The organism is Ruegeria sp. HKCCSP351, from assembly GCF_017872535.1.
Classification (GTDB): Bacteria; Pseudomonadota; Alphaproteobacteria; order Rhodobacterales; family Rhodobacteraceae; genus Ruegeria.
In genome coordinates, this window is record NZ_JAEDOV010000013.1 from 33,664 (window position 1) to 56,062 (window position 22,399).

At 53.4% G+C, this 22,399-nt stretch carries 27 protein-coding genes and 1 pseudogene; 15 read left to right on the forward strand and 13 right to left on the reverse strand.

From position 1 onward, the window contains the following. Positions 1-8 precede the first annotated feature (8 nt). Entirely contained in the window at positions 9-302 is a 294-nt protein-coding gene (locus I9182_RS19280; RefSeq protein WP_209599335.1) for a DUF883 C-terminal domain-containing protein, read from the reverse strand. A gap of 337 nt (positions 303-639) precedes the next feature. Here I9182_RS19280 and I9182_RS19285 point away from each other — a divergent pair, with 337 nt between their 5' ends. The 4 genes from I9182_RS19285 (at position 640) to I9182_RS19300 (ending at position 2,649) form a co-directional block, all read left to right on the forward strand. Continuing rightward, entirely contained in the window at positions 640-1,125 is a 486-nt protein-coding gene (locus I9182_RS19285; RefSeq protein WP_209599336.1) for a hypothetical protein, read from the forward strand. 10 nt (positions 1,126-1,135) lie between these two features. Further along, positions 1,136-1,261 (forward strand): entericidin A/B family lipoprotein, encoded by a 126-nt coding sequence (locus tag I9182_RS19290; protein ID WP_209599337.1) that lies wholly within the window; start codon positions 1,136-1,138, stop codon positions 1,259-1,261. 150 nt (positions 1,262-1,411) lie between these two features. Then, positions 1,412-1,603 carry a PLDc N-terminal domain-containing protein gene (locus I9182_RS19295; protein WP_209599338.1) on the forward strand — a complete coding sequence of 64 codons (192 nt, stop codon included), beginning with the start codon at positions 1,412-1,414 and terminating at the stop codon, positions 1,601-1,603. Positions 1,604-1,641: 38 nt separating this feature from the next. Beyond that, a complete protein-coding gene (locus tag I9182_RS19300; protein WP_209599339.1) occupies positions 1,642-2,649 on the forward strand; it encodes an AI-2E family transporter in 1,008 nt (335 codons plus the stop codon). Between the two features lie 4 nt (positions 2,650-2,653). Here I9182_RS19300 and I9182_RS19305 read toward each other — a convergent pair whose 3' ends face one another. The 4 genes from I9182_RS19305 to I9182_RS19320 all read right to left on the reverse strand — a co-directional run bounded on the left by I9182_RS19305 (position 2,654) and on the right by I9182_RS19320 (position 6,633). Beyond that, complete coding sequence (locus I9182_RS19305; protein WP_245222748.1) at positions 2,654-4,165, reverse strand: phospholipase D family protein; 1,512 nt, start codon at positions 4,163-4,165, stop codon at positions 2,654-2,656. A gap of 11 nt (positions 4,166-4,176) precedes the next feature. Continuing rightward, positions 4,177-5,814, reverse strand: coding sequence for a sensor histidine kinase (locus I9182_RS19310; RefSeq protein ID WP_245222749.1), 1,638 nt, complete (start codon positions 5,812-5,814; stop codon positions 4,177-4,179). A gap of 80 nt (positions 5,815-5,894) precedes the next feature. Next, complete coding sequence (locus I9182_RS19315) at positions 5,895-6,452, reverse strand: RNA polymerase sigma factor (protein WP_209599341.1); 558 nt, start codon at positions 6,450-6,452, stop codon at positions 5,895-5,897. Continuing rightward, complete coding sequence (locus I9182_RS19320) at positions 6,445-6,633, reverse strand: NepR family anti-sigma factor (RefSeq protein WP_209599342.1); 189 nt, start codon at positions 6,631-6,633, stop codon at positions 6,445-6,447. Before I9182_RS19320 ends, I9182_RS19315 begins: the two co-directional genes overlap by 8 nt. A gap of 93 nt (positions 6,634-6,726) precedes the next feature. On the opposite strand from I9182_RS19320, the gene I9182_RS19325 reads away from it, so the two are divergent. After that, the gene (locus I9182_RS19325) at positions 6,727-7,542 is read left to right on the forward strand and encodes a response regulator (RefSeq protein ID WP_209599343.1); all 816 of its coding nucleotides are present in this window, start codon (positions 6,727-6,729) and stop codon (positions 7,540-7,542) included. 338 nt (positions 7,543-7,880) lie between these two features. Here I9182_RS19325 and I9182_RS19330 read toward each other — a convergent pair whose 3' ends face one another. Together I9182_RS19330 and I9182_RS19340 are read right to left on the reverse strand one after the other, a co-directional pair. Continuing rightward, on the reverse strand, positions 7,881-8,042 hold the full coding sequence (locus tag I9182_RS19330) for a DUF1328 domain-containing protein (protein ID WP_209599344.1): 162 nt from the start codon (positions 8,040-8,042) through the stop codon (positions 7,881-7,883). A 678-nt stretch (positions 8,043-8,720) separates the two neighbouring features. Further along, on the reverse strand, positions 8,721-8,921 hold the full coding sequence (locus I9182_RS19340; protein WP_209599345.1) for a hypothetical protein: 201 nt from the start codon (positions 8,919-8,921) through the stop codon (positions 8,721-8,723). Between the two features lie 220 nt (positions 8,922-9,141). Between I9182_RS19340 and I9182_RS19345 the strand changes: the two genes are divergently transcribed. Further along, positions 9,142-9,342 carry a hypothetical protein gene (locus tag I9182_RS19345; protein ID WP_245222750.1) on the forward strand — a complete coding sequence of 67 codons (201 nt, stop codon included), beginning with the start codon at positions 9,142-9,144 and terminating at the stop codon, positions 9,340-9,342. Between the two features lie 10 nt (positions 9,343-9,352). Further along, the gene (locus I9182_RS19350; protein WP_245222751.1) at positions 9,353-10,363 is read left to right on the forward strand and encodes a sterol desaturase family protein; all 1,011 of its coding nucleotides are present in this window, start codon (positions 9,353-9,355) and stop codon (positions 10,361-10,363) included. Between the two features lie 202 nt (positions 10,364-10,565). Here I9182_RS19350 and I9182_RS19355 read toward each other — a convergent pair. After that, positions 10,566-10,751 (reverse strand): annotated as a pseudogene (locus I9182_RS19355) (DDE-type integrase/transposase/recombinase); the annotation flags it as partial. A 69-nt stretch (positions 10,752-10,820) separates the two neighbouring features. Between I9182_RS19355 and I9182_RS19360 the strand changes: the two are divergent. Beyond that, on the forward strand, positions 10,821-11,228 hold the full coding sequence (locus tag I9182_RS19360) for a GFA family protein (RefSeq protein WP_245222753.1): 408 nt from the start codon (positions 10,821-10,823) through the stop codon (positions 11,226-11,228). Between the two features lie 263 nt (positions 11,229-11,491). Here I9182_RS19360 and I9182_RS19365 read toward each other — a convergent pair whose 3' ends face one another. Next, the gene (locus I9182_RS19365) at positions 11,492-12,259 is read right to left on the reverse strand and encodes a helix-turn-helix transcriptional regulator (RefSeq protein ID WP_348540412.1); all 768 of its coding nucleotides are present in this window, start codon (positions 12,257-12,259) and stop codon (positions 11,492-11,494) included. Positions 12,260-12,412: 153 nt separating this feature from the next. Between I9182_RS19365 and I9182_RS19370 the strand changes: the two genes are divergently transcribed. The 5 genes from I9182_RS19370 to I9182_RS19390 are packed head-to-tail and all read left to right on the forward strand — an operon-like array spanning position 12,413 to position 17,207. Then, entirely contained in the window at positions 12,413-13,513 is a 1,101-nt protein-coding gene (locus I9182_RS19370; protein ID WP_245222752.1) for an ABC transporter ATP-binding protein, read from the forward strand. A gap of 34 nt (positions 13,514-13,547) precedes the next feature. Continuing rightward, on the forward strand, positions 13,548-14,711 hold the full coding sequence (locus tag I9182_RS19375; protein WP_209506289.1) for a spermidine/putrescine ABC transporter substrate-binding protein: 1,164 nt from the start codon (positions 13,548-13,550) through the stop codon (positions 14,709-14,711). 38 nt (positions 14,712-14,749) lie between these two features. Continuing rightward, positions 14,750-15,601, forward strand: coding sequence for an ABC transporter permease (locus tag I9182_RS19380; protein WP_209506287.1), 852 nt, complete (start codon positions 14,750-14,752; stop codon positions 15,599-15,601). Between the two features lie 7 nt (positions 15,602-15,608). Continuing rightward, a complete protein-coding gene (locus I9182_RS19385) occupies positions 15,609-16,430 on the forward strand; it encodes an ABC transporter permease (RefSeq protein ID WP_209599349.1) in 822 nt (273 codons plus the stop codon). Between the two features lie 18 nt (positions 16,431-16,448). After that, positions 16,449-17,207: an SDR family NAD(P)-dependent oxidoreductase gene (locus tag I9182_RS19390; protein WP_209599350.1), complete on the forward strand. Its 759-nt coding sequence runs from the start codon at positions 16,449-16,451 to the stop codon at positions 17,205-17,207. A gap of 322 nt (positions 17,208-17,529) precedes the next feature. On the opposite strand, the gene I9182_RS19395 is transcribed toward I9182_RS19390, so the two are convergent. From I9182_RS19395 to I9182_RS19405, 3 genes are all read right to left on the reverse strand, one after another. Further along, positions 17,530-17,796: a hypothetical protein gene (locus tag I9182_RS19395; protein WP_209599351.1), complete on the reverse strand. Its 267-nt coding sequence runs from the start codon at positions 17,794-17,796 to the stop codon at positions 17,530-17,532. Positions 17,797-17,892: 96 nt separating this feature from the next. Further along, positions 17,893-18,663 (reverse strand): nuclear transport factor 2 family protein, encoded by a 771-nt coding sequence (locus I9182_RS19400; RefSeq protein WP_209599352.1) that lies wholly within the window; start codon positions 18,661-18,663, stop codon positions 17,893-17,895. Between the two features lie 36 nt (positions 18,664-18,699). After that, complete coding sequence (locus I9182_RS19405) at positions 18,700-19,494, reverse strand: VOC family protein (RefSeq protein WP_209599353.1); 795 nt, start codon at positions 19,492-19,494, stop codon at positions 18,700-18,702. 104 nt (positions 19,495-19,598) lie between these two features. Here I9182_RS19405 and I9182_RS19410 point away from each other — a divergent pair, with 104 nt between their 5' ends. Together I9182_RS19410 and I9182_RS19415 are read left to right on the forward strand one after the other, a co-directional pair. Beyond that, the gene (locus I9182_RS19410; RefSeq protein ID WP_209599354.1) at positions 19,599-20,480 is read left to right on the forward strand and encodes a LysR family transcriptional regulator; all 882 of its coding nucleotides are present in this window, start codon (positions 19,599-19,601) and stop codon (positions 20,478-20,480) included. A 578-nt stretch (positions 20,481-21,058) separates the two neighbouring features. Further along, positions 21,059-21,343, forward strand: a complete 285-nt coding sequence (locus I9182_RS19415) for a glycine zipper domain-containing protein (RefSeq protein WP_209599355.1) — start codon at positions 21,059-21,061, stop codon at positions 21,341-21,343. A gap of 114 nt (positions 21,344-21,457) precedes the next feature. Here the strand turns inward: I9182_RS19415 and I9182_RS19420 are convergent. Continuing rightward, a partial coding sequence (locus I9182_RS19420) for an AraC family transcriptional regulator (RefSeq protein WP_209599356.1) occupies positions 21,458-22,399 on the reverse strand: 942 nt, incomplete at its 5' end.

The following is a 22,399-nucleotide window of genomic DNA, read 5'->3' on the forward strand; positions in this document are numbered from 1 at the left end:
ACATGGCGTTATTTCCGGTTTGCCAAGTATCCGATTAGGAATCCGAGGCCTGCAGCGACCGCGGTTGCCGCGACCGGTTGTCTTCGCACGCTTTCTTCCGCCAGCGCACTGAACTGCGACGCGGTATCGGAAATCGAATGCACCTGTTCGTCGACGCGCTCCTTGACCGACGCAGCGGCACTTTCCGCTTTAGCCGTCGCAACCTGCGATACTATCTGCGTCAACTCCGCGACATCAGCGCGTAAAGTTTCGAGTTGTTCGACAATGTCTTCTGTCTTGGGTGTTGTGGCTGCTCTGGCCATATGAGGTCTCCTTTCGTTGAGATGTTCTCCTCCTCAACTCAAGCGGCCTTAAAAAGTTCCATGCCTGCCACCTTCAACCGTAAAGTACTCAATGCTCATATAATATCGAGGCCAATGCCAACAACTTCGGTTGCAGTCAGCAAACTCGCCCGGATGCGCCATAACTCATCTGTTTTTATATGATACACCGTGTTGCTCGACCGTTTTGCTTTTCTGAAGATCGAGTCAGCCATTTATTCCTACTTCACCAAATCTCTCAAAATTTTTTGGAACCATCTCTCGGTAGGTAAGTTTTCCAGATGCACCCGACTTGGGAACGCAAAAAAGGAGACTAACGATGAAACATCTTATCCGAAGCACTGCCTTGATCGCTGCGATGTCGACAGCGGTTGTGGCGGAAACTCAGGTTTCGAAAATTGATGTCACAGCCGATTTGTCCGCGATCGAAACATATGAGGCGGCCGGTGCGTGGAAAAATCTGGAGGCGGATCTCGAGACCGCGATAGCCGAGCGTTTGGTTTCTCAGATTGCGCCCGAAGACGTTGAAGGTGCCGAGATCGAGATCGACCTCGATGAAGTGACGCTTGCGAACAATTTCGAAACTTCGCTTGGGATCGGGGAATGGAAACTGGTGGGCGATGTGGACATCGACATGCCCGACGCCAGCAAGGACGAAAACTATACACTGACGGTCACCACCGATCAGCTTGGGGCGCTCTATCCCGAGGGTACTAACACTGATGAGCTGACGGTCGAAAGCGATGTGTTCTATCAAGCGATCGTCGCTGCATTCGCTGACAACATCGCGTCGAAACTGAAATAAGGAGACAAAAATGAGACTGTTGGCAACTCTTTTGTCCATAACCGCTCTGGCCGCATTCGAAACTGTCGAAGGCTTCGGCCGCGATGTATCGGCGGCTGGCAATGAGATCAGCGAAGAAGCCCAGGAAGCACAATAAAGTGCTGACTGAACTGAACATTCGGAAATCCGGGCGATGATTTTGCCCGGGTTTTCATTTTATTTTGAACTCAAAAAATGAAACCCTCTGACTCGTGGTATTTCTGGACTGAAACACGGCATGGGTGGAATGTCTTAGAAAGGGACCATAATGTTCGAAATTGCTGGCCTCGGCAGCCTGATCCTTCTGGTTCTTTGTCTCTGGGCAATCATTTCAATCTTGGGATCGTCAGCAACGACGGGAACGAAAGTTCTGTGGGTGCTGCTTGTCATCCTGCTACCGCTGATCGGATTTATTCTGTGGCTCTCGTTTGGTCCCAGGTCCACCGCCAGACAGACATAACTTGGCGACCTCCAGACATTTTATATTGAGATTGCACAATGCTCGCATCCCTTCTTTCGACAAAGTCCATACGGGTCATGCTTTTGATCCTGACCTCGCTCGCATCCTGCACTGCCCTGTACTTTGCCAAACCCTTCCTGGCGCCCGCGGTTTTTGCGCTGGTTATTGGAGTAGTCGTGTCGCCAGTCGCCGATCTTTTCAACCGGTATGGCGTCCCAAGAGTGCTTGTCGCGCTTGCGCTACTAGCCTTTGCAACACTGCTGTTGACGGCATTGCTCTTCTCAATCGACCCGTTGATTTCCACGTTGACCAATCAACTGCCTCGGCTGAAGCTCGAAATTCGCGGCTGGATCACTGGAATAGCCGATACGCTGCGCGGCTTGGAAGATATCGGAGAAGAAATTGAACAGACCGTGAGTGGTGAAAATTCGGACGACGATTCCAACTCTGCGAAACTGCCCACAATGATGGATGCGTTATGGATTGCCCCGAACTTCGGGGGCCAGGTGCTGATCTTTGTTGGTACATTGTTTCTATTTGTGCTGACCCGCAATGACCTTTACGCCAGTGCAGACCGACAGTGTGAAAGGTTGTTCCGTGCCGAACGCGCGGTTGCCCGCTATTTTGCCGCCGTAACGATCGTAAACATAGGACTGGGCGTGGCAACTGCGACCGCTCTTGCAGTAATCGGACTGAGCAACGCTTGGTTATGGGGTCTGGTCGCGGCTCTGCTGAACTTCATACCCTACCTTGGCCCCTTGATCGTAATATTTGGTCTGGCGATCGCGGGTTTGATGCAACTAGGTGGCGCAGCAGCAATCGTTCCGCCGCTGACGTTTCTGGCGCTGAATGTCACCGAGGGGCAATTTGTAACCCCGCTTTTTGTTGGCAGACAGCTTCAGCTGAACCCGCTGGTGGTTTTTCTTGCCATCATCTTCGGCCTGTGGCTGTGGGGGCCGATCGGAGCAATTGTCGCCCTGCCAGTATTACTTTGGTGTAGCAAGATGTTGGTTGTTCCATCAAATTTTGCGGATAAGGGCGTCTAGCCTTCTACACGATATTCTCTGTCGCGCCCGGCACAGGTTGATGGAGCTCTTCCATTTTGTCGGCTTCATGAGGCACCAGGTAACCAAGGCGCGCCTCCGGCCGTCTTACCCGATTGCGTGTGATCTCTTCCTTCCACGCCTGTAAGGCCAGTTTCGGGTCAAGCATCGTTTCGGTCAGATGATCCCGCCACCAATGGCGGGCCAGCGTTTCCCACAGCGTCGAAATCCGGCCGGGATCGGTAATGCGCAGGGCGGCTTCTGTATCCCAACGCATGGACCTTCCGTTCAGATTGGCCGAACCGACAAGCGCAAAGCTTTGATCGGTAATAAGCACCTTGCTGTGCAAATGGATGACGGGCGATCCCTGCAGTACCGAAGGGGCATCGCGTGCGGCAAAAACCTGTTTGACCGGGCTGGCGATACAAGACCGCTCACCGAATGCCGCCGTGATCTTTTTCAAGGCGTCGGCCTGCAGGCTCATACCATAGCGCGCATCGAGCCCCCGATTGCCGTCGAATGCAACATCCTCGGGCAGGGCCGGCAGCACCGTGATCAGAGTAAGATCCGGGTTCCGCTCGGCCGCGCGCACCAACCCGTCCGCTATCACGGTGGATCGCAGGAACTGACTTTCGATGTAGATAAGCTTTTGGGCCCGTTCGAACGCTGCCAGATGATCCTCTTCGATTTCCTTGATCAGCGTTTTCGGTGACACCGCCCAAAATCCAAATCGACGCGGCGCCGACAGAGTTCTGCTGATGTGGGGAAACTCGGTCTGGCAGTCGGCATTCTCGATTTCGAGCAGGAAACTGTCCAAGTGAGCCGCCGCTTCTTCAGCCTCCGGCCCGCGAACCACCACTTGGACGTCCGCCCAAGTCAAATGCGAAGGAAGATCATGATTCGGTGTATCATACCGCCGGGTGTTCAGGTCCAAACCACCGATATAGAGCACGTTTCGGTCAATAACAGCCAGTTTCTGGTGATGCGACACCGGATAGAGCGAAGGTGGCTTGGGACTGTCGTCGCTGCCGACTGCGGCCTCCCTACGCTTTCGCGACAATTTCTGTAGTTTGCGCCAAACAGCAGGAAAGAAGGCCAGTTGAGGCACAGCGCCAACCTTGGCAGGGTGCATCGCAACATGAACACGCAGTTTCCCTGCAAGATCGTCACCCAGGCTTTCCGAAAGTTCGTCGGCCTGACTTGCTGTTCGCATCGCGATCTCATGCAATTCTGCCGCCAGAATGGGATCGAAATCACTGACAACGATACGAACGGTGACACCACGCCGGACCGCATCCGCAACCAGATCGGCCCAGGTTTCCCCGACAGCTTTTGCGTTAGTGCTGATGAGTTGCGTACTGAAGTCAAAAATACGGAACGAAGCAATCACTTCATCCTGTGCCTCCAACACAAGGCGTTCCAGCGCTGGCCACGCATGTTCCGCCGTCACCAGAACCTCGAATTTCTGCCTATCGCTACTGTTGGAAGACGAAGGATAAATCATCCAATTACCCGCCATGTGACCGAGTTCTATGGTTCAGGCATCCCAGCCTCTATCGGGAAAGTTACCTTAAATCTGTATTTAGTGTCGGTCTCCGAAACCTCCAACCTACCGTCCAGTTGCATGGTGAATGCCTTGATCAGCTTATTGCCTATGCCGCTGCCACCTGTGTCATCTTCGGCCAGCATGGGCTGCCCCTTGGTATTGGTCATCTCCAAGATCAGATGACTGTCGTCTGCCTCTTTCAAACAAACTGATATCTCCGGACGGCCTCCTTCCGGCACGCCAACATACTTCATCGCGTTGGTCATGGCCTCGGAAACCAGCATTGACAGCGTAACCGCCTGATCTTGACTGAGCGCCACACTCACAAGGTCTTTCTCAATGAGTATGGTCTGCCCGCCGCCCGCGCTCATTGACCCAATCTCGTTGACCAGATTAGCGATCAGGTCCCGGCTGTCGACCGTCGTTATGTCTGGGTTCGTGTTAAGACTTCGGTGAATCGTCGCTAACCCGCGCACACGCCTCTGCAACTGTGACAGCATTCTACGCGCTTCCGGCGTTTGCGCACCGCGCGCCTGCATGTTCATGATAGATGCGATCAATTGTAGGTTATTCTTAACCCTGTGATGAACCTCGCGCAGCAAAATTGTCTTCTCCTCCAAATCCATTTCGCGCCGGCGTTCGGCTTCACTAAGGATGGCCACCATGCGGTTGAAGGATTGCCGCGCTTCTTCGAACTCTTTCGGGGGATGGATCAACTCAAGCGTGGCCTGCTCACGCTCGCCCAGTGCGTATCGCCGCATTGCGCTGCGCAGAGCATTCAGATGACGGATGACCAACCTCTGAATTCCGAATACAGCAACTGCAATACCCGAAGCCCACATCAAAACCGGAAATGCAAGGGTTACGACCGAAACTGCGTTCTCTTCAACCGAAAACGCATCTTCCGAAGGCCAGCTGCCCACAACAACAACTTGATCGGATATGATTTCACTCACCGCGAAAAACCGTTCGTCACCGGAGCGGGCATCCTCAAAGAACGTACTGCCCGTCAGGCCGACAAGTTCGCGCCGCGGAATCGAGACTGGAAGTGCCAGTGTGGCCTGATCCAAAGCCACGCTCGAAGACAGTATTTCTCCTTGGTTATCTACGGTTGTAAACTGAATACCATCCGCCGCCCACCGTTGTCCGGAAACCGTATCAATCAAGTTATGGCGCGTAACAACTGCAACATAGCCAACGACCTCGCCCGATTTGCGAACCGGCGCACTGGCCATCAGATTTTTCCCCGAGTAGCCTGGCCCACTTGCTACCAGAGCAAAAGACAAGTCCTGAAGCTCGGCCACCTTCAGAAAATGCCAGTCTTCGGACACGTCGCGGTTGGAGTGGTCAGACGAGCACTCTATCCACCCAGTAGGCGAGATATAGGCGGCGAAGAGGTATTCCTGCCTAGTCCAAACAAATTCTTCCATAGCTTCCGCGCATGCCTCGGCATCCTCAAGAACTGAAGGCGCCGCGGCAGCCAACCCCTGGGCAGCACCACCGGCTCGCTGTAGCAGTTCCCGTTCCCTTGCGGCCGCACTTTGTGTTCGCGATAACAACGAAGCATGGGACAGTCGGATAGCTTCGTTCACCACCGCATTGGTTTGATAAACCGCGATCAATCCCAACGGCAAAAGGGCAAATGTCATTAACAACGCCAGCCTGAAGATAAGACTACCGGACAAAAGCCATTTAAATCGGTTCATGCAACGCTCTGTTGTGCCACGATCCCTGCGGTCACAGAGTCTGTGAGTTCGATCTGGCTTTCGTCATCTATTTCCATAAGTTCGGCCAGTCTTGCGCGCGCTCGGTTCACACGACTTTTGATCGTGCCTGTCTTAACGCCGCACATCCCTGCTGCTTCTTCATAAGAAAATCCGCCGGCACCGACCAACACCAGTGCTTCACGCTGTTCATCGTTGAGCTGATCGAACGCTTCATAGAAATCACGCATGTTCAGCCGCCCGTCATGACACGGTTTTTTTGCAAGGCTTTCTGTATGGGCACCATTCACATCCTCAACCTCGCGCTTACGCTTGCGGTGAAGGGAGTAATAGGTGTTACGCAATATTGTAAACAGCCATGCTCTCATGTTCGAGCCGGGCTCGAAGCTACCAATATTAGTCCACGCCTTTACCAGGGTGTCCTGCACGATGTCGTCGGCGGTTGCCTGATTGCGCGTCAAACTGACTGCAAACGCGCGCAGGGCACCCAGATGTTCGACGAGTTCCTTGCGGGGGTCGGTGCTTTGCTCAGTCATTGCTGCCGCGCCCCGAGTCCGTTTTAGGATGCGCAGTACCTGATCTGAGCTGATCCAATAGCTCGGTGAACCGATCTGGGATCGGCTCGTTGGCCAATTCGTCGAAGGCTCGCTTCAGATTTTCGTCTATTTCGCGATCAATACGCTTGCTGCGTTTTCGCGATGATGCTTCTCTTGTCATGCTACCCAACAGTTTTTTGCACGGTATCTCGGAACCAAACGCATCACCGCGCGTATAGTTCCATATTTAGTTCAAAAAAAGGAACATCGCAAAATGACGGCTCAATCCGGAGACGCACTTGCCAGTCAGATCGGAGCAAACTTGCCCTACCTGCGGCGATATGCACGGGCTTTGACCGGCAGTCAGACGAGCGGCGACAAGTATGCTGTGGCCACACTCGAGGCTATTCTGGCGGGAACCGCGGATTATTCTGCTGAACCTTCGGCCAAAATCGCACTTTTTCGGGTGTTTCATGCCATTTGGTCCAGTTCAGGGTCGACCATCGCTGACACCGACGAGGGGTCCGGGTTGGCTCAAAAAGCACAAGCTCATCTCAGGCTGCTGACCCCGAATACGCGCGAAGCCCTATTGCTGCGCACGATTGAGGAAATCCCAACCGCCGAAATCGGCATGATTATGGGCATTGACGCGGATGAAGCCGAACAACTGATAGATGTTGCATACAACGAAATGAGCCGATTAACTGCGGGCAAAGTGATGATTATCGAAGATGAGGCGGTCATCGCCCTGGACCTGGAGGCTATCGTGTCCGAAATGGGACATCAGATCACGGGCATTGCCCGAACTGAATCAGGCGCCCGGACTCTCGCGAAACAGGAACATGCCGACCTCATCCTGTCAGACATTCAACTTGCAGATGGATCCAGCGGAATCGACGCCGTCAACCATATTCTCGCAGATGAAGGCGAGCGACCGGTGATATTCATCACCGCATATCCGGAACGGTTGCTAACGGGCGAAGGACCGGAGCCAGCTTTCCTGATCTCTAAGCCATATTCTGAAGACCAGGTTCGCTCGGCAGTAAGCCAGGCGATGTTCTTTGCATCGACAGAAACTCTCAAGGCCTGATTGATCAAGCAGTCTTGATGCAGTTGCCCCGCCGGACAGGGTCCGGCGGGGCTTACCTTCCCGGTTTTCATTAGGGGATGGACCCCGGGACGGCAGGACGTATCTTTTAGCACTCAGATTGTGGCCATGGATCAAATTATCACGCAGCCTGTTTTCGAAAGGCCTCAGACGCTATCACCAGATCTTCGGACATGATCTCACGCCGCTTACAAGCGGCTTGATAAGGGTCGCGTCGATATTTGAACGGATAACCGGCAAGTCGTTGCACTATTTCAGCCCCGCATTTCGGATAGCGCCGCATGAAACGCTCAGCGCGTTTTGCAACAACATGAAAAACACTACTTCCGAACTACACGAGCGACCAGGGTAACAACAAACAGTATCAGGAAAATAAAAAACAGTACCTGCGCGATACCGGCGGACGCGGAAGCGATGCCACCGAACCCGAAGACGCCAGCAATGATCGCTACGACAAAGAAGATAAGTGCCCAATACAGCATCGGAGTACCCTTTCAGTTATCAAAGTCTACGTAGTCAAAACTAGAAAGTTGGAAAAAAGTTCCGCCAAAATCGAAGAAGAGTGTGCCGTTGGATAAACTAAAGCGGCCCTTTGCAAGTTTCTGGTGCGATTCTGTCTTTGTGCCCAACAGTAGCGACCGCACCCAAAACGGCTCTGTTGCAAACTTTTTGCTGTTGACGTTCAAGAACGCAGGGATTGAATAGCGGCTGGTGTAATTCAGCCGAAAGTCAGTTCACGTTTTCTTTCAAGGGTGCGCAATATCCGAAGATATTTGATCCTATTGGCTGTCTTCTTCTACGTTCGATATGGTGTTTCATACCGTGACCTAGAAGAAATCATGGGTGAGCGCGGCGGTGTTGTCATTTGTGGACAGTCCCGTGCACATTGCCTTCCTGAATATGCAATTTAGGCGTCCGAGAGAGCCCAATGCTGTGCTCGATTAAGCCTGCTTTTAGATGTTCACTTTTTATGCCTTTTAGCTAATCGCACCCATTGTGTCTGCGCCACATCGCGGGATCGTGACCTTCCGGAAAAGGCGTGCATGGATCAGAAGCGTAACCGCGCAGGACGTTGTATTTCTTGATCTGATCGTCGGAAAAAGATCCGGGGTCGAGAGATGCGCGGACAGGTGGATCAGCCGCAATTCCTTGCGAGCAGCTTAGCTTTCGGAGAGCAGCTGCATCAAGACGTCATCGCCCAATTGACCGCTTGCAAACGCATCATCCAAAGCCGTTTCTGCAACAATGAATTTCTCGCCAGCGATCACCGCTGCATCGCGCATTCGCTTGAAAACTTCGGTGACCGCGCTGACTTGCTCAGCACTCAAACCCAGCTCTTCACGGAGTTCCAACACATGCAACGGTCCGGGGCGACCGTTGAGCTCCGCAGGAAGTGCTAGCCCCCATCCACGACCAGCACGAAGGTCAGCGATATCTTGCTCCGACAGACTCTTGATGTCCCGCGATTGCAGCCCGGCATAAGGAGAAGCACTGTGATCTCCGTGTGCATGCTGTGCAACTGTGCCATGCCCCAAAACCGCAAGCGCGAAAACGAAGGCGCATCACAAGCGCGATGACTTCGTGGCTGTCGGGTACGAACTGTTCGATGAGACTCGCGCGGCGCTGATCGACGGGACACTCTCCATGGTCATCTCACACCCAATGGAGACATTCGCCCGAGAAACGATTCGCACGTTGATCAAGGCCAAGAAAGCTGGAGCCGATGCCGGCGCACAGCGTGTCGCTCTCGGGTTCGAAATCTATACTCCCGAAAATGTTTGAGGTCCGGCTCATGGATGATCTGGAATATGGAACCCGTGACAAGCGCGGCAACTGGCGGCCTAATACCCCGCTTCTCGTCGGCCCGCTGCTCGATTTACCGTGGAGTCTTGTACGGATTCTGAAATGGATACCGGGCTATCTCCTGCCCTGGAATGCTCTGTTCTTCGTGTTGGCCACCGTCTTCTGGGTCTGGCTCACCCCGAGCCGTGAAACGCTTCAATCCTTCGAACTGGGTTGGATTGCCTTTCTCCTGATAAGGAACGCCGCATTGATCCTGATGCTTTTCGGTGTCCTCGAGTTCCGCCTCTACATCAAACGCAGACAGAGCAATCATTTTAAGTACAACGCGAGATTTCCGGCGGACCACCCGTCCGACGCCTTCTGGTTTCGCAGCCAAGGCATCGACAACGCTCTCCGAACTTTCCTAAGCGGCCTGCCAATCTGGGCAGCCTATGAGGCGATCCTACTTTGGACTTGGGCCAACAACATCGGGCCGTGGGGAGCTTGGAGCAGTGAACCGATCTGGCTGGCCGCCTTCGCACTTCTCCTGCCTCTTTTGCACGAAGGGCATTTCTTCTGCATCCATCGGCTGATACACATGCCGTTTCTCTACAAATGGGTGCACTCGGTCCATCATACCTCGATCAATCCAAGCCCGTGGTCGTCCCTGTCGATGCACCCGGTCGAGCATCTGCTGTATTGGTCAGGAACACTCATTCATCTGATCGTGCCCTCTCATCCTCTCCTGGTCCTCTATCACCTCCAGATCAGCGGAACCGGGGCGGTGATCGGTCATATCGGGTTTGACAAGATCGAGTTTGGCAACAAGTCGGCGATGGATACGCATGCCTACGCACATTACCTGCACCACAAGTACTTCGAAGTAAACTTTGCCGATGGCGCCCTGCCGTTCGACAAGTGGATGGGCACCTGGCATGATGGCACGCCGGATGGAGACAGGCTCATGAAAGAGCGGCTCAATCATAAGAAGTCTGAAGTGAATGGGAGAAAGTCCACCTGAGCAATCGGATTTCATTTACACACAAAAGCCGGAATGTCCGTCGTCAGAGTTTTCCGGAGAGCCGAGGCGATGTCATAACGGAGGCTCTGGTTCCGTTTCTGTTTGAGTCTAAGCGGCAGCGGCTTGGTGCTGCAACCTGCGTTTTCGGAGGATGTGTCGCAAAATTTTGGGACGGCCAAAGTCAGCGACTTACTGGACACATCTATCCTGCGATTTCTGCAAATAGCTGAAAGCCAGACGTCGTAGTGCTAGAGAATTGTCGCTTCCGGATCATGTTGGCGACTTCGATGCCGTCCAGAGTGGCCGATGCGGATCTGAATGATTTGAACCCGCACATGTGCCGTATGCGACGCTTGATGAACCGATGATCTTGTTCGATCAGGTTGTTATCGGGAAGCTGCGCTCCGTTTCGGTTTCATCCAAAAATGCGCTAAACACTACGATCTGGAGGCTTGTAATGGCGGCGGCAATTTGCACTGGTCAGTGTCTTTGTGGAAAAATAGAGGTTCGTATTTCGGCTTCTCCTGAATTTTCGGTTTTGTGTTTCTGTCTGGACTGTCAGAAAATTTCCGGTGGCGGCCATCTTCCACAGTCTGCGTATCTTGGGCAGCATGTGGAAATCAGCAGCGAGCCGAAGCTCTATAGCTGGGAGTCTGACGACGGGAACACTGTCAGCCTGGGTTATTGTTCTGACTGTGGTTCGCCGATCTACAAAGCGACGTCGAAGATGCCGGAGTTTCTATTCGTCGCGGTAGGTGTTTTGGGCGACCACTCTGGTTTCGAGAACCCCCATATGGCTTTCGTCGAAAACTGCCGGGATTGGGACAGGTCACGCGATCTCAAACTGAAGGGTCCTCTACAGTGAAGGCTGGTCCAAATTCAATTCGCCAAGACGGTCGCTTCTCTCAACGCGCCCGTGAATGTTCAGGCTTGTTTTTCGATCGCCGCAGTTTGTTCGGGTTCAAGACCCGCCGGAATTACCAGCAGGTGTAGCCTGCCCTGCCTCCCAAAGTTCCTGTATTGGGGGACGAGTTCGGCTCGGGGCATGATCGTATAAAAAATGCTGACCTTCGCTGCGCGCTGCATGAACCGTTAAAACGCGGACAAAGCGGGTATTCAAGGAACCTTCTAAAGAGCCTTTTCAATGAACTTTGAAAAAAGCTCACCCTGCGAGTTGATCCTAAGTTTCGCGTAAATGTTGCGTCTGTGGATGCGGACTGTGCCTGGAGAGATGCCGAGAATTGTGCCGACAGCTTCTGCCGAATGGCCCTTCAACGTGAACTCAACGACTTCTCTTTCTCGTGGTGTCAGAACGCCATCGCCAAATGCCTGGAATGCAAGATCGACGCGACGACTAACGCCATTCGCTGCGGTGCCGCGGGCCATCGTTGGAAAGCCACTCCAATGTTTGCAACAGACTGCCCGAACGAGCGGCAAAAGAGCGAGCAAATGACGAATTTCCTTGGCTGAAAAAGGCTTCTCTGCACGCATGAGGGAGACCACAACCATCCCAGTGCTTGGGATATCGATAAAGTAGCCAATCTCCTCTGCTAACCCAGTCCTTTTGTAATAGCTGCGATAGTATTCGCCCTGATAGAACCTGTCCGGTGCGATATCACGCATGCGGTACAGACCCGGTGTTATCGGTTTTGTCGCGGCCAAAAAAAATGGATCAAGCACGTAGGGTCCAGCTTGGTAGTCCTCAACAAAAATACGCCGCTTGCTTTTGGGAAAATCGTCGTGAAGGTCTATTGGTGCTTCGGTTCCGACATGGCCAAATACTACTGTAAAATCGAATGGTGCAACCTGCCGCAAGCCATCTGACAAAGCACATGGAAATTCCGGGGTTCCAATCTTCTCCACGACCCTGCCGGCCTCTTCCATCCAATCGTACACACGCTGCTCCAGATTTTCGAAAAGCAGCTCTATACCCCAATTGTGGTATATACAGCTAATCGGAGTTATTGTTACTTTTTCCCTGTTTGAGTGGTATGCCAATAAATGCCAAAAAATCAAGCAAAAGGAAAATGGCAGTATATGAGCTTTGACATGAGCGTCACCATGCAGACGATTGCAGAACTCCGCGGAGTGACCAAGACCTTCGGGAATGTGGTTGCTGCCAAAGACCTGAATCTTTCCATTAGGAAAGGAGAGTTCCTGTCGTTCTTAGGCCCATCTGGTTGCGGCAAAACCACTGCACTTAGAATGCTGGCGGGTTTCGAGAAACCAACCGAAGGTCAGGTGTTGCTCGATGGCGAAGTCGTCAACGACTTGGATGCGCACCATCGCCCAGTCAACATGGTGTTTCAGCACTACGCTCTTTTTCCTCACCTGAGTGTGTTCGACAACATCGCGTACGGCCTGCGCCAACAACGACCACGCGTAGACAAAAAAACAATAGCGACAAAGGTTGAGCAAGCGCTAGAAACTGTCCGTCTTGGTGGGTTTGGCCCACGTAGAATCTGGGAGATGTCTGGGGGTCAACAGCAACGTGTCGCTTTGGCGCGTGCGATCGTAAACGAGCCCAAGCTTTTGCTGCTCGATGAACCAATGGCTGCTCTGGATCGAAAGCTTCGAAAAGAAATGCAGTTTGAACTGCAGAACCTGCAGCGAAAACTGGGAATAACTTTTGTCCTCGTCACGCACGATCAGGAAGAAGCGCTTTCAATGTCCGATCGAATTTGTGTGATGGAAGGCGGCAGTATTGTGCAGGTAGGCAGCCCACGCGAACTCTATGACATGCCCCGCAGCCGCTATGTGGCAGGATTTGTTGGCACCTCGAATTTCTTTGATGCAACCGTAACTGACGCAGTAGCCGACCAAATCACTGTGCGTTTAGCAAGCGGCCAAAAGGTGCACGGAGATCCGGAGACCCCAATCGATGTAGGGCAGGAAGTGTGCGTCAGCATCCGTCCTGAACAGATCACGCTGACCCGCGCGCTACCCACAGCTGAAATTGCTCTGCCAGTTACCATTAAAAATCGGATCTTCCTTGGGGAGCACACAGAATACCTTGCGCGCAACGAAGCACTGGGTGATTTCCACGTGCTTGTGCCAAGGCAAGCGGAATTGAACGAGGGGACGTTCAATGCAGGAGAGCAAGCCTTTGTCTCATGGGGCGAAGGCGCACTGCTGATCCTTGAAAAATAACAAATCCCGCAATCCAACAAAAGAGAGGTTCACGATGACCAATGATAACGGGACTATTTCCAAGCAAAAGTTCATGGAAGAGCTTCGCCGGTACCAAAAGGGTTCGGTCACCCGGCGACATTTTTTGGGCGTGACAGGTCTTGGGATGGCAACGGCCGTTCTGGGCACGGCCATGCCTGGGTTGCGTCCACGCCCGGCATTTGCTGCCGGAGACGTTGGCGACCGAGTGATCCTCGCCACGTGGCCGAACTACCATGACGAGATGAACTTCGAAGCCTTCACGGAAGCCACCGGCGCCCATGTTCAGGTCAATGTTTTTGGCTCGAACGAAGAGATGTTGGCAAAGTTGCAGGCCGGAGGCTCTGGCTGGGACGTGTTCGTTCCAACCAATTACACGATCACTACGTATGTGGGCGAAGATCTGATCATTCCGCTCGATACGTCCAAACTGCCAAACTACGACGCAGGTTCATTCGAACAGCGCTTTTCAGATGCTGGTTCTGTCGGTGGCCAGCTTTACGCAGTGCCGAAAAACTGGGGCACGACCGGCTTTGCAGTGAATACCAGCAAGCTTGATGGCGCTCCGACTCCAACCACATGGAAAGAGTTCTGGGACCTGACTATGGCGGGTTACTCAGGGCGTACAATGGTGCACGATTACCAACTCACCACTATCGGTAATGCACTGAAGTATTTTGGCTATTCCTTCAACTCGGTCGATGAGAAGGAACTGGCGGATGCTGAGAAATTGTTGCTTGATGCTAAGCCGCATCTGTTCGCAATTTCGTCTGACTATCAGCCACCGATGCGCAACGGTGACGCCTGGATGACCATGTGCTGGACGGGTGACGGAAAGCAGATGAACGTCGACATGCCTGAAATCGCCTACGTTCTGGGTGCCGAGGGCGGTGAACTCTGGTCGGATTATTATGCCATTCCGAAGGGCGCGCCCCATTTGGATGCCGCCTATGCCTTGATCGACTTCCTGCTGAATCCGGAAGTTAATGCGAAAGAAGTCCTCGCTCATGGCTATCCATCGGCTGATGCTCGCACCAATGCGTTGCTGCCGAAGGAATTGCTGGAAGATCCGATCCTTTATCCGGCAGCTGACCTTCTGAATGCGCTCGAGTTTGGCGCGGCGGCTACGCTAACCGATCCAAACCGCGCCGAGTTGCTCGCCCGCTTCAAGTCGGCCTAAGCGGCAAGGCCGCCAATATCGGAAAAGACGAGGACAAAATGACCGAACGAGGCAGAAAAGCACTGTTGCTGGCTCCAGCAGGAATATGGCTTTTGGTAATGCTTGCCCTTCCTCTGCTGGTCGTCTTCGTCTTTTCCTTTGGCGAACGGGGTGCCGCCGGAGGCTACGTTCCAGCGTTCACGTTGGAACAATATGCCAACCTTCCTGCGCGATGGACGGCGTTTAAGAACACCTTGATCCTTGCACCTCTGGGGACTATCGCTGCGTTGGTAATTGCCTACCCGCTCGCCTACTTTCTTGCGGTGCGGTGTTCACCAAAGTGGAGAACTTCGCTGTTGATCCTGGTGATCGTGCCGTTCTGGACATCGATCTTGATCCGGTCATACGCATGGATTTTCATCCTTGGGGGGCGAGGCTTGCCCGCTTTACTGGAGTCGATCGGCATCGATGATATCCGCCTGATAAATACGCCGCTCGCTGTGCTTGTCGGGATTGTCTATGGGTATCTACCTCTGATGGTTTTCCCGATTTTTGTAAGCTTGGACAAACTGGATAAACGCCTTCTGGAAGCATCGGCTGATCTCGGCTCTACCCCATGGCGTACGTTCCGTCAGGTGACACTTCCTTTGTCGGTACCTGGTATCGCAACTGGCTGCATGCTGGTCTTCATCTTGCTAATGGGCGAGTTTCTGATCCCAGCGATCTTGGGCGGCGGAAAGGTCTTTTTCGTCGGAAATGCGCTGGTGGACCTGTTCCTGCAGTCTCGGAACTGGGCGTATGGATCGGCGGTCGCAATGACTCTGGTTGTCGTAATGCTTGTCACTGTCTCAATTTACATGAAATTCATCTCGCGCCTGGGTGGCCAGCGCGAAGATGTCTCGCTGATGTGAGGATCCGATGCGCTTATACGCAATTTGCGTCTACCTTTTTCTATATATTCCAATCGGCATCATCGCGCTTTTCAGCTTTAATGCCGGACGACACGCAAGCCAGTTCATGGGGTTCTCGACCCAATGGTATGGCAAAGCGCTGAACAACCCATTTGTAATGGACGCGCTCGAGACCAGTCTGCTTGCGGCATTCATAACTGCTTGCCTCGCATCCACTCTCGGAACCATGGCGGCCATCGCTTTACAAGGGGTTAAGGGATGGCTCCGAACTTTGTTTGATGCGATGATTTATATTGCGATAATGATACCCGGTATCGTCATCGGCATCGCGACACTCATTGCCCTGGTCACCGTGTTCGGCTGGCTTAACCCAGTTCTTGCCAGCCTATGGTCCGATGGAGCACCCCCCCCGCAACTTTCCATGGGGATGCCCACGCTTGTCGCCGCGCACACCATGTTCACAATGGCGCTGGTGATAATCATCGTTCGTGCAAGACTATCGGGTATGGACCGTGCGCTCATGGAAGCCTCGGCTGACCTCTTTGCGACGCCTTGGGGCACCTTTCGACAGGTGACCCTGCCGTTGATAGCACCGGCAATTTTGGCAGGCTTCCTGCTCAGCTTCACTTTCTCATTTGATGATTTCATCATTGCGTTCTTCGTAGCTGGATCAGAAACAACCCTGCCAATCTACATATTCTCATCCATCCGGCGCGGCGTAACACCCGAGATCAATGCCATCGGCACTATGGTTATGGGCGCGTCGCTCTTGTTGCTCGTAGCAGCGCAGCTGCTTTTGCGCCGAGGCGCCTCAAAATCGAATAAGTAAATAAAGGAGCCAAGTGACATGCGGCTTGCAGGTAAGGTCGCGCTCGTGACGGGCGCGGGATCAGGAATTGGTCGGGCGGGTTCAATGGCAATGGCACAAGAGGGTGCGCATGTTGTGGTAACCGATCGCGATGCAACACTTGCTGAAGCCACTGTGGCCGAGATCGTTGCGCAGGGAAATCAAGCATCAGCTTTACAGCTTGATGTGACCGATGACGATGCCCTTACCAAATCCATAGACGAAGCAGTTAAAAAATTCGGTCGGCTCGACGTGTTGCACTCTCATGCTGGGTTGCAGATCGAAGGAACACTGGAACAGGTGGAACCAGATGGAATGGATGCTTCATGGGCATTGAACGTCCGCGCCCACTTCATTGCCGCGCGTGCAGCCGTCCCCCATATGAAATCACAGGGTGGAGGTAGCGTGATCGTCACGGCCTCAAATTCTGGGGTTCAATACGACCGGGGTATGATTGCCTATGCGACCACAAAGCACGCAGCTGTTGCGATGGTTCGGCAGATGGCAGCCGACTACGCTGTCCATGCAATCCGTTTCAATGCCCTTTGTCCTGGATTTGTAGACACGCCCTTCAATGCAGGCTTCGAAAATCAGATGGGTGGCCGCGCCAAATTGGAAAGCTACATTGAGCAAGCGATCCCTATGAGCCGGTGGGCGACAGTTGAAGAGATTGGCCATGGGATCGTCTATTTAGCTTCAGATGAATCCGCTTTTATGACGGGGCAAGCCTTAGTTATCGATGGCGGTGAATGCATTTAGTGATGGGTTAGATTGCTTAATGGCACATTTTGTTTCGCACTGAATGGTTGTCGAGCATGTTGCATTCCGCTTTGGGCTCAGTGTCGCCGTTCTCTGCGGCTTGCTTGATTGGTTGGTCGCAGCCAAAGCGGTTCTTCATCGCCGAGCTTTGCAAACTCCCAGACGCGCAATATGGCTGCCTTTTGTGGCGCCAGCGGGCGTGTCCGGACGCGCTACTTTCTGATTATACAATGTGTTGATGCGAAAGTTTGCATTTGAAAAGGTCATGTTGACAAAGTGTACAGCACCCGTAAATCCCTCGGATGCTGTGGAGGTTTATTCGCTATCGCGCCAAGTCGTAGCGTGTCATCGACATTGTGGAAGCGTCGATCATGCTCATGAATTCCTCCGCTGCCGGGGCAGAAGCGAAGCTGTCCATGGACGCCTGCGCTGCTTCGGCGCTTTCCCAGTTTACGACGACGGCCCATTTGCCATCTGCAAAGGCGGCTTGACGTGAGATGAACCCGGGCTGTTTGCTGACGTGGCCATCTTCGATTGCCTTGTCGACTGGCTCGAACTCCTGAACTGTGACACCCTCTGCAAGATTCATTGTCACAATTTCAATTACTCCGAAGTCTTGTGCCATCGCGGTGCTCCCCACGAGCGTCATAAGGGTGATCAATAAAGTTTTCATGTCGATATCCGATCAGAACTTGCCATTGTCATGGGCCATCTTGGATGGAATTTCTGCGATCACATCCCAGTGCTCGACGATCTTTCCGTCCTCAACGCGGAACAGGTCATAGAACGCGGTCGGTACGCCGCCCAATGTGCCTTCAGATGCGGTGAATACAAAATTACCCTCGGCCACAACCATGTGCACATCGGTATAGATCATCTGGATGCCCTGATCCGCCATTGCCACCAAAGCGGCGCCCAGACCGTCCAAACCATCAGCGATCTGGCTGTTGTGCTGAATGTAGGTTTCGGTGGACAGGAAGTCGGTGATCCGATCAGTTTCACCACCTTTCAGGATGGTTTCAACGAAATCCGCGACCAGTGCTTTGTTCTCTTCTGTCCTGTCCAGATCAGTGATGTCGGTCGGGCCATCTGTTTGCGTGTGACCGGAAGGGTTTGGCGGGGCGAGCGGAGTCAGATTGTCCCAATGCTCTGCAACCTTTCCATCTTCCACGCGGAAGACGTCGAAGCCAACCAACGTATCTGCGCCAAAAGCCTGTGCATTGTTGTAGGTCGTGTGCAAGACAACCATGTCCCCTTCGGCGATCACACGGTGAATGTTCACTTCGATCCCGCTGTCCTTCAAGCCTGGAATGAAACCAAGAATGGGGGCTGCACCTGTCGGCACGGCGGGGTTGTGCTGGATGTAGTCCGGCGCCAGCATTTGCTGCGCTGCGGAAGGATCGAAATTGATAAAAATGGCTGCAACAGCCTCCAGTACGAGCTCTTTGGGGGTCATTGATTTTCTCCTCGTTTGAAGCGGTGGTGATAGGATTCACGCGGCGCGGGCTTGCATCGCGGTGATTTTGAATTCAGTTCCCCACGGGTCGATCAGGCGACCAGGGTTTAGGCTTTCAGATTCCGCCAGAAGTTCGACACTCGCGAGGCCTGTGCTCCATTCTGTGCGCTTCTTTACCCCTTTGGATTGCCATTCGTTGACAGCAAGGTGATGGTGGTAGCCGCCTGACCCGAACCAACGGGCCGATGGCAGTTGGAACGTCTGCACCATTCCAATGGCCTGAGTAACAAATCGCGCGGCCTCATCCACATCACCAACACGCAAATGGACATGTCCGATGACTGTGCCGCTAGGCGCGCCGTGCCATGGCGTGGCATTTTGTTTCAGCGAGTACAGGTCGAGCGGTTGCGTTGTCATTTGCACTTGGTCGCCACAGCGCTTCCAAGTCTCGCGCGGCAGGTCACGATAGATTTCGATGCCATTCCCCTCCGGATCACTCAAATAGAGAGCTTCGCTAACGCCGTGATGTGATGCGCCATCAAGTCGGATTCCGCGTTCTTCGGCATGGATTAACCAAGCGGCGAGGTCCTGCTGGGTTGGCAGCAAGAAGGCATTGTGAAACAGTCCGGCTTCGCGCGGGAAAGGTCTGGCATTGCGGTCTTGGCGAAGCTCGATCAGTGTCCCGTCGTCGGTGCCCAGACGGGCGGTATCACCGTTGCGTTCGATCAGGCCAAGACCAATCACCTCTTCATAAAACGCGGCCATGCCATCAAGGTCGCGCACAGTCAGGGCAACCTGACCAATCGAGATGGGCGCATGTGAACTTGCCATGTTCTTGTCTCCTGCGTTTGGGCTTGAGAAGAACTTAGCTGTGGCTTTTGCTCGCTGAAATGGCGATAATTGAGAGTATGTATCGTCATTCTGGAGATAAATGATTGGACCGGATTGATGCGATGCGAAGCTTTGTGGCTGTCGTAGAAACCGGTTCCTTCGCTGCTGCTGGGCAACGCTTGGGGATTTCGAACAAGTTGGTGAGCAAGCGCGTCGCCGGGCTCGAAAACCTGCTTGGGATGACGCTCCTTCACCGCACCACGCGCTCAATGTCTCTGTCTCACGAAGGAGAAAAATACCTGGAAGGGGCGCGACGTGTTCTTGCCGAGCTTGAACAGCTAGAAGCCGAATTCGATACTTCAGGTGGTTTGAAAGGTGTTATTCGCGTTGCCGCGCCCCTCACCTATGGCGACACTGCGGTGGCGGTAGCCGCAACACGTTTTGTTGAAAAACATCCAAGTGTCACGGTCGAGCTGGACCTGTCGGATCACTATGCTGATCTGGCCAAGGGTGGCTTTGACATTGCAATCAGGATTGGAAACCTTGATGATTCAAGCCTGATTGTCCGCAAGCTGGGCGAGACGCATATGAAGGTCGTGGCTGCACCGGCCTATCTTGCAGAGCATGGCACGCCTTCACATCCTGCTGAGCTTTCCGAACACATCTGTATCAGGGATGCGAACAACCCCGACCCGAACCGCTGGCCGTTTCAGGTCGAAGGCCAAACCATACATGTGCCCGTATCCGGGCCGTTCCTCGCCAATAGCCCCCCTGCCTGTCTTGTGCCAACACGCGCAGGGCGGGGTATCTTTATCTGCCCCGATGTATTCCTCGGGGATGACCTGGAAACAGGGCGGTTGGTCGAGCTGTTCTTTGGAATCCACTCCCGCACGCTCCCGATCCAAAGTGTCCATTTGCCATCAGCTTTTCGCAAACCGCGCGTGAAGGCCTTTGTTGAATTCATGAAGGCCGAAATCAGAGCGTAGCTTCGCCAAAGATTGCGTTCAGAGTTGTTGCACGAGCACCCACTTTTGATAGGCGAACACAGTGACACTACAAAACTTTCGACATACTGCCAGTGGGCACTTGTGGACTAAGCTATGTGTCGTTTCGCGCTCTATTCTACCTTACAAAGTGTCTGACGTCAGCGCCCATGGGACAGTTTAGGCCGATTTGATAAGAGAGGGTTTCTGGCTCATCGTAACCACCAAGGAGTGGAGATGAGAAAGAAACCCGGAACCAAGCAGAGCCACGGTGAGAGGGTCGTGAAGGACATTCGCCGTGCGACCCGCAAACAGTACTCCGCAGAAGAAAAGATCAGAATCTTCTGGTATCCTCACATTCTTTCCACTCGCCAGATCAACCTCGAATACCGTGCCTGCCGCATGACCGCGAAGACAAGAATTGGACAGCAAACCCGCGCAGGGCTACACGCTCAGTGTTTTCGGATGTCCCATATTCGCACACACTAGTCCCAGTATCGCAAGAAATTCTCCCGACCTTTCATCAAATTGAGTGTCAGAAGGCGGACACGAAGGACGCCATAGTCTGAAAGGTAGGAACCATGAAATACGTTGCTAAAACCACTCTTCTTTCCACTCTCACCGCCACAATGTTGCTGGCACTGCCTTTGTCGGCACAAGCCGACTATGTCGCGGAAAAAGCCGTCCGTGGTGCTGTTGCGGGTGCAGTTGTTGCCGAAGCGACTGGTGGAGATGCCGCAGAAGGCGCTGCTGTTGGTGCGACTGTCGGGGCAGTTGCCGGGGCCGTACAAAAGAACGATTTCGAAGATCGCCACGATGATTTCGACAATCACAAAGAAGGTAAAGGCCATCACAAGGACCACTGAGTTCACTACAATAACACTGGACAGGCTGACCCTTTCCAACCGGGTTGGAAAATTTCGGCCTACTGCCTCAATCCCGGACGGGCATGTCCCGCCGGGTTTGTCGCCATTTGTAACTCAGCGGTCTTTTTGAAAAGTACTGGGGCTTTGTCCAGCCCAACGGCGGAACGCCGTCGAGAATGCAGCATGATCGCCATATCCCAGAATAAACGCAATTTCAGAAATATTGAGCCCGTCTTTCAGATAGGTCTTAGCAAGATCGAAACGCATCTCTTCGACAAGTTGCCGAAAACCGGCCCCTTCCTGCGTCAGATGCCGGGTCAGAGTGCGACGGCTCATCCCCAATTCTGACGCGATCTCATCCGCTGTCAGGATGCGCCCCGGCAATCTGCCAATCACCAATGCCTCGACCTGTGCCCTGAAACTCTGTTTCACCTTCCCCACTTTGAGCAGGCGTTCGGCTCCAAGTTCATTCAGATACGCGACAAGGTCCTGATCGTAACCTGGAAGCGGTCGGTCCAGCGCCCCGGGCCTGAAGCGGATGCCATTGAACGGGCTGGCAAATATCACTGAGCAATTCGCTACTTTTTCAAAGCCACTCGCATCCGTACCACCCTCGTGACGCAGGCAAAGTTCTTCCGGATAAAACTCGGCCCCTACTATCGCACGCAGACGGGCCAACAGCCCAAAGACCCGAAACTCCTGAAACCGGTGATGCCGCATCAATGCACCTTCGGCGGTTACAACCTCCATGACATCGCTGCCGCTGTCCTGTTTCAGGATGAACTCAGTCGAATTGTCCGAAAGACTATAGAAACGTGCACCGTTTTCAATTGCTTGACGCAGTGTGGCCGAACTTCGGGCGATATAAGCCGTCAATGTGCTGGCTTGCCTGAATGAAATCCCGATCCGGGCAGCCAGAGTAATGTCATCTGCGGCCTGACACGCGTTGCGAAGCAAAGTGGCTTCTTGCATGGCACTGATCTGCGTGTCGCTCACCTGGACGTGTCGCGGTTTGATGCCGCTCCTTTGATAGCATTTATTGCAGCAAAGGAGATG

Coding starts and splice junctions, on each gene's coding strand:
- I9182_RS19325 (WP_209599343.1), top strand. CDS start 6,727: ATGACGGCTCAATCCGGAGACGCACTTGCCAGTCAGATCGGAGCAAAC.
- I9182_RS19305 (WP_245222748.1), bottom strand. CDS start 4,165: ATGGCGGGTAATTGGATGATTTATCCTTCGTCTTCCAACAGTAGCGAT.
- I9182_RS19375 (WP_209506289.1), top strand. CDS start 13,548: ATGACCAATGATAACGGGACTATTTCCAAGCAAAAGTTCATGGAAGAG.
- I9182_RS19330 (WP_209599344.1), bottom strand. CDS start 8,042: ATGCTGTATTGGGCACTTATCTTCTTTGTCGTAGCGATCATTGCTGGC.
- I9182_RS19295 (WP_209599338.1), top strand. CDS start 1,412: ATGTTCGAAATTGCTGGCCTCGGCAGCCTGATCCTTCTGGTTCTTTGT.
- I9182_RS19385 (WP_209599349.1), top strand. CDS start 15,609: ATGCGCTTATACGCAATTTGCGTCTACCTTTTTCTATATATTCCAATC.
- I9182_RS19415 (WP_209599355.1), top strand. CDS start 21,059: ATGAAATACGTTGCTAAAACCACTCTTCTTTCCACTCTCACCGCCACA.
- I9182_RS19300 (WP_209599339.1), top strand. CDS start 1,642: ATGCTCGCATCCCTTCTTTCGACAAAGTCCATACGGGTCATGCTTTTG.
- I9182_RS19285 (WP_209599336.1), top strand. CDS start 640: ATGAAACATCTTATCCGAAGCACTGCCTTGATCGCTGCGATGTCGACA.
- I9182_RS19380 (WP_209506287.1), top strand. CDS start 14,750: ATGACCGAACGAGGCAGAAAAGCACTGTTGCTGGCTCCAGCAGGAATA.
- I9182_RS19395 (WP_209599351.1), bottom strand. CDS start 17,796: ATGAATCTTGCAGAGGGTGTCACAGTTCAGGAGTTCGAGCCAGTCGAC.
- I9182_RS19405 (WP_209599353.1), bottom strand. CDS start 19,494: ATGGCAAGTTCACATGCGCCCATCTCGATTGGTCAGGTTGCCCTGACT.
- I9182_RS19390 (WP_209599350.1), top strand. CDS start 16,449: ATGCGGCTTGCAGGTAAGGTCGCGCTCGTGACGGGCGCGGGATCAGGA.
- I9182_RS19400 (WP_209599352.1), bottom strand. CDS start 18,663: ATGACCCCCAAAGAGCTCGTACTGGAGGCTGTTGCAGCCATTTTTATC.
- I9182_RS19290 (WP_209599337.1), top strand. CDS start 1,136: ATGAGACTGTTGGCAACTCTTTTGTCCATAACCGCTCTGGCCGCATTC.
- I9182_RS19370 (WP_245222752.1), top strand. CDS start 12,413: ATGAGCGTCACCATGCAGACGATTGCAGAACTCCGCGGAGTGACCAAG.
- I9182_RS19350 (WP_245222751.1), top strand. CDS start 9,353: ATGGATGATCTGGAATATGGAACCCGTGACAAGCGCGGCAACTGGCGG.
- I9182_RS19360 (WP_245222753.1), top strand. CDS start 10,821: ATGGCGGCGGCAATTTGCACTGGTCAGTGTCTTTGTGGAAAAATAGAG.
- I9182_RS19280 (WP_209599335.1), bottom strand. CDS start 302: ATGGCCAGAGCAGCCACAACACCCAAGACAGAAGACATTGTCGAACAA.
- I9182_RS19320 (WP_209599342.1), bottom strand. CDS start 6,633: ATGACAAGAGAAGCATCATCGCGAAAACGCAGCAAGCGTATTGATCGC.
- I9182_RS19315 (WP_209599341.1), bottom strand. CDS start 6,452: ATGACTGAGCAAAGCACCGACCCCCGCAAGGAACTCGTCGAACATCTG.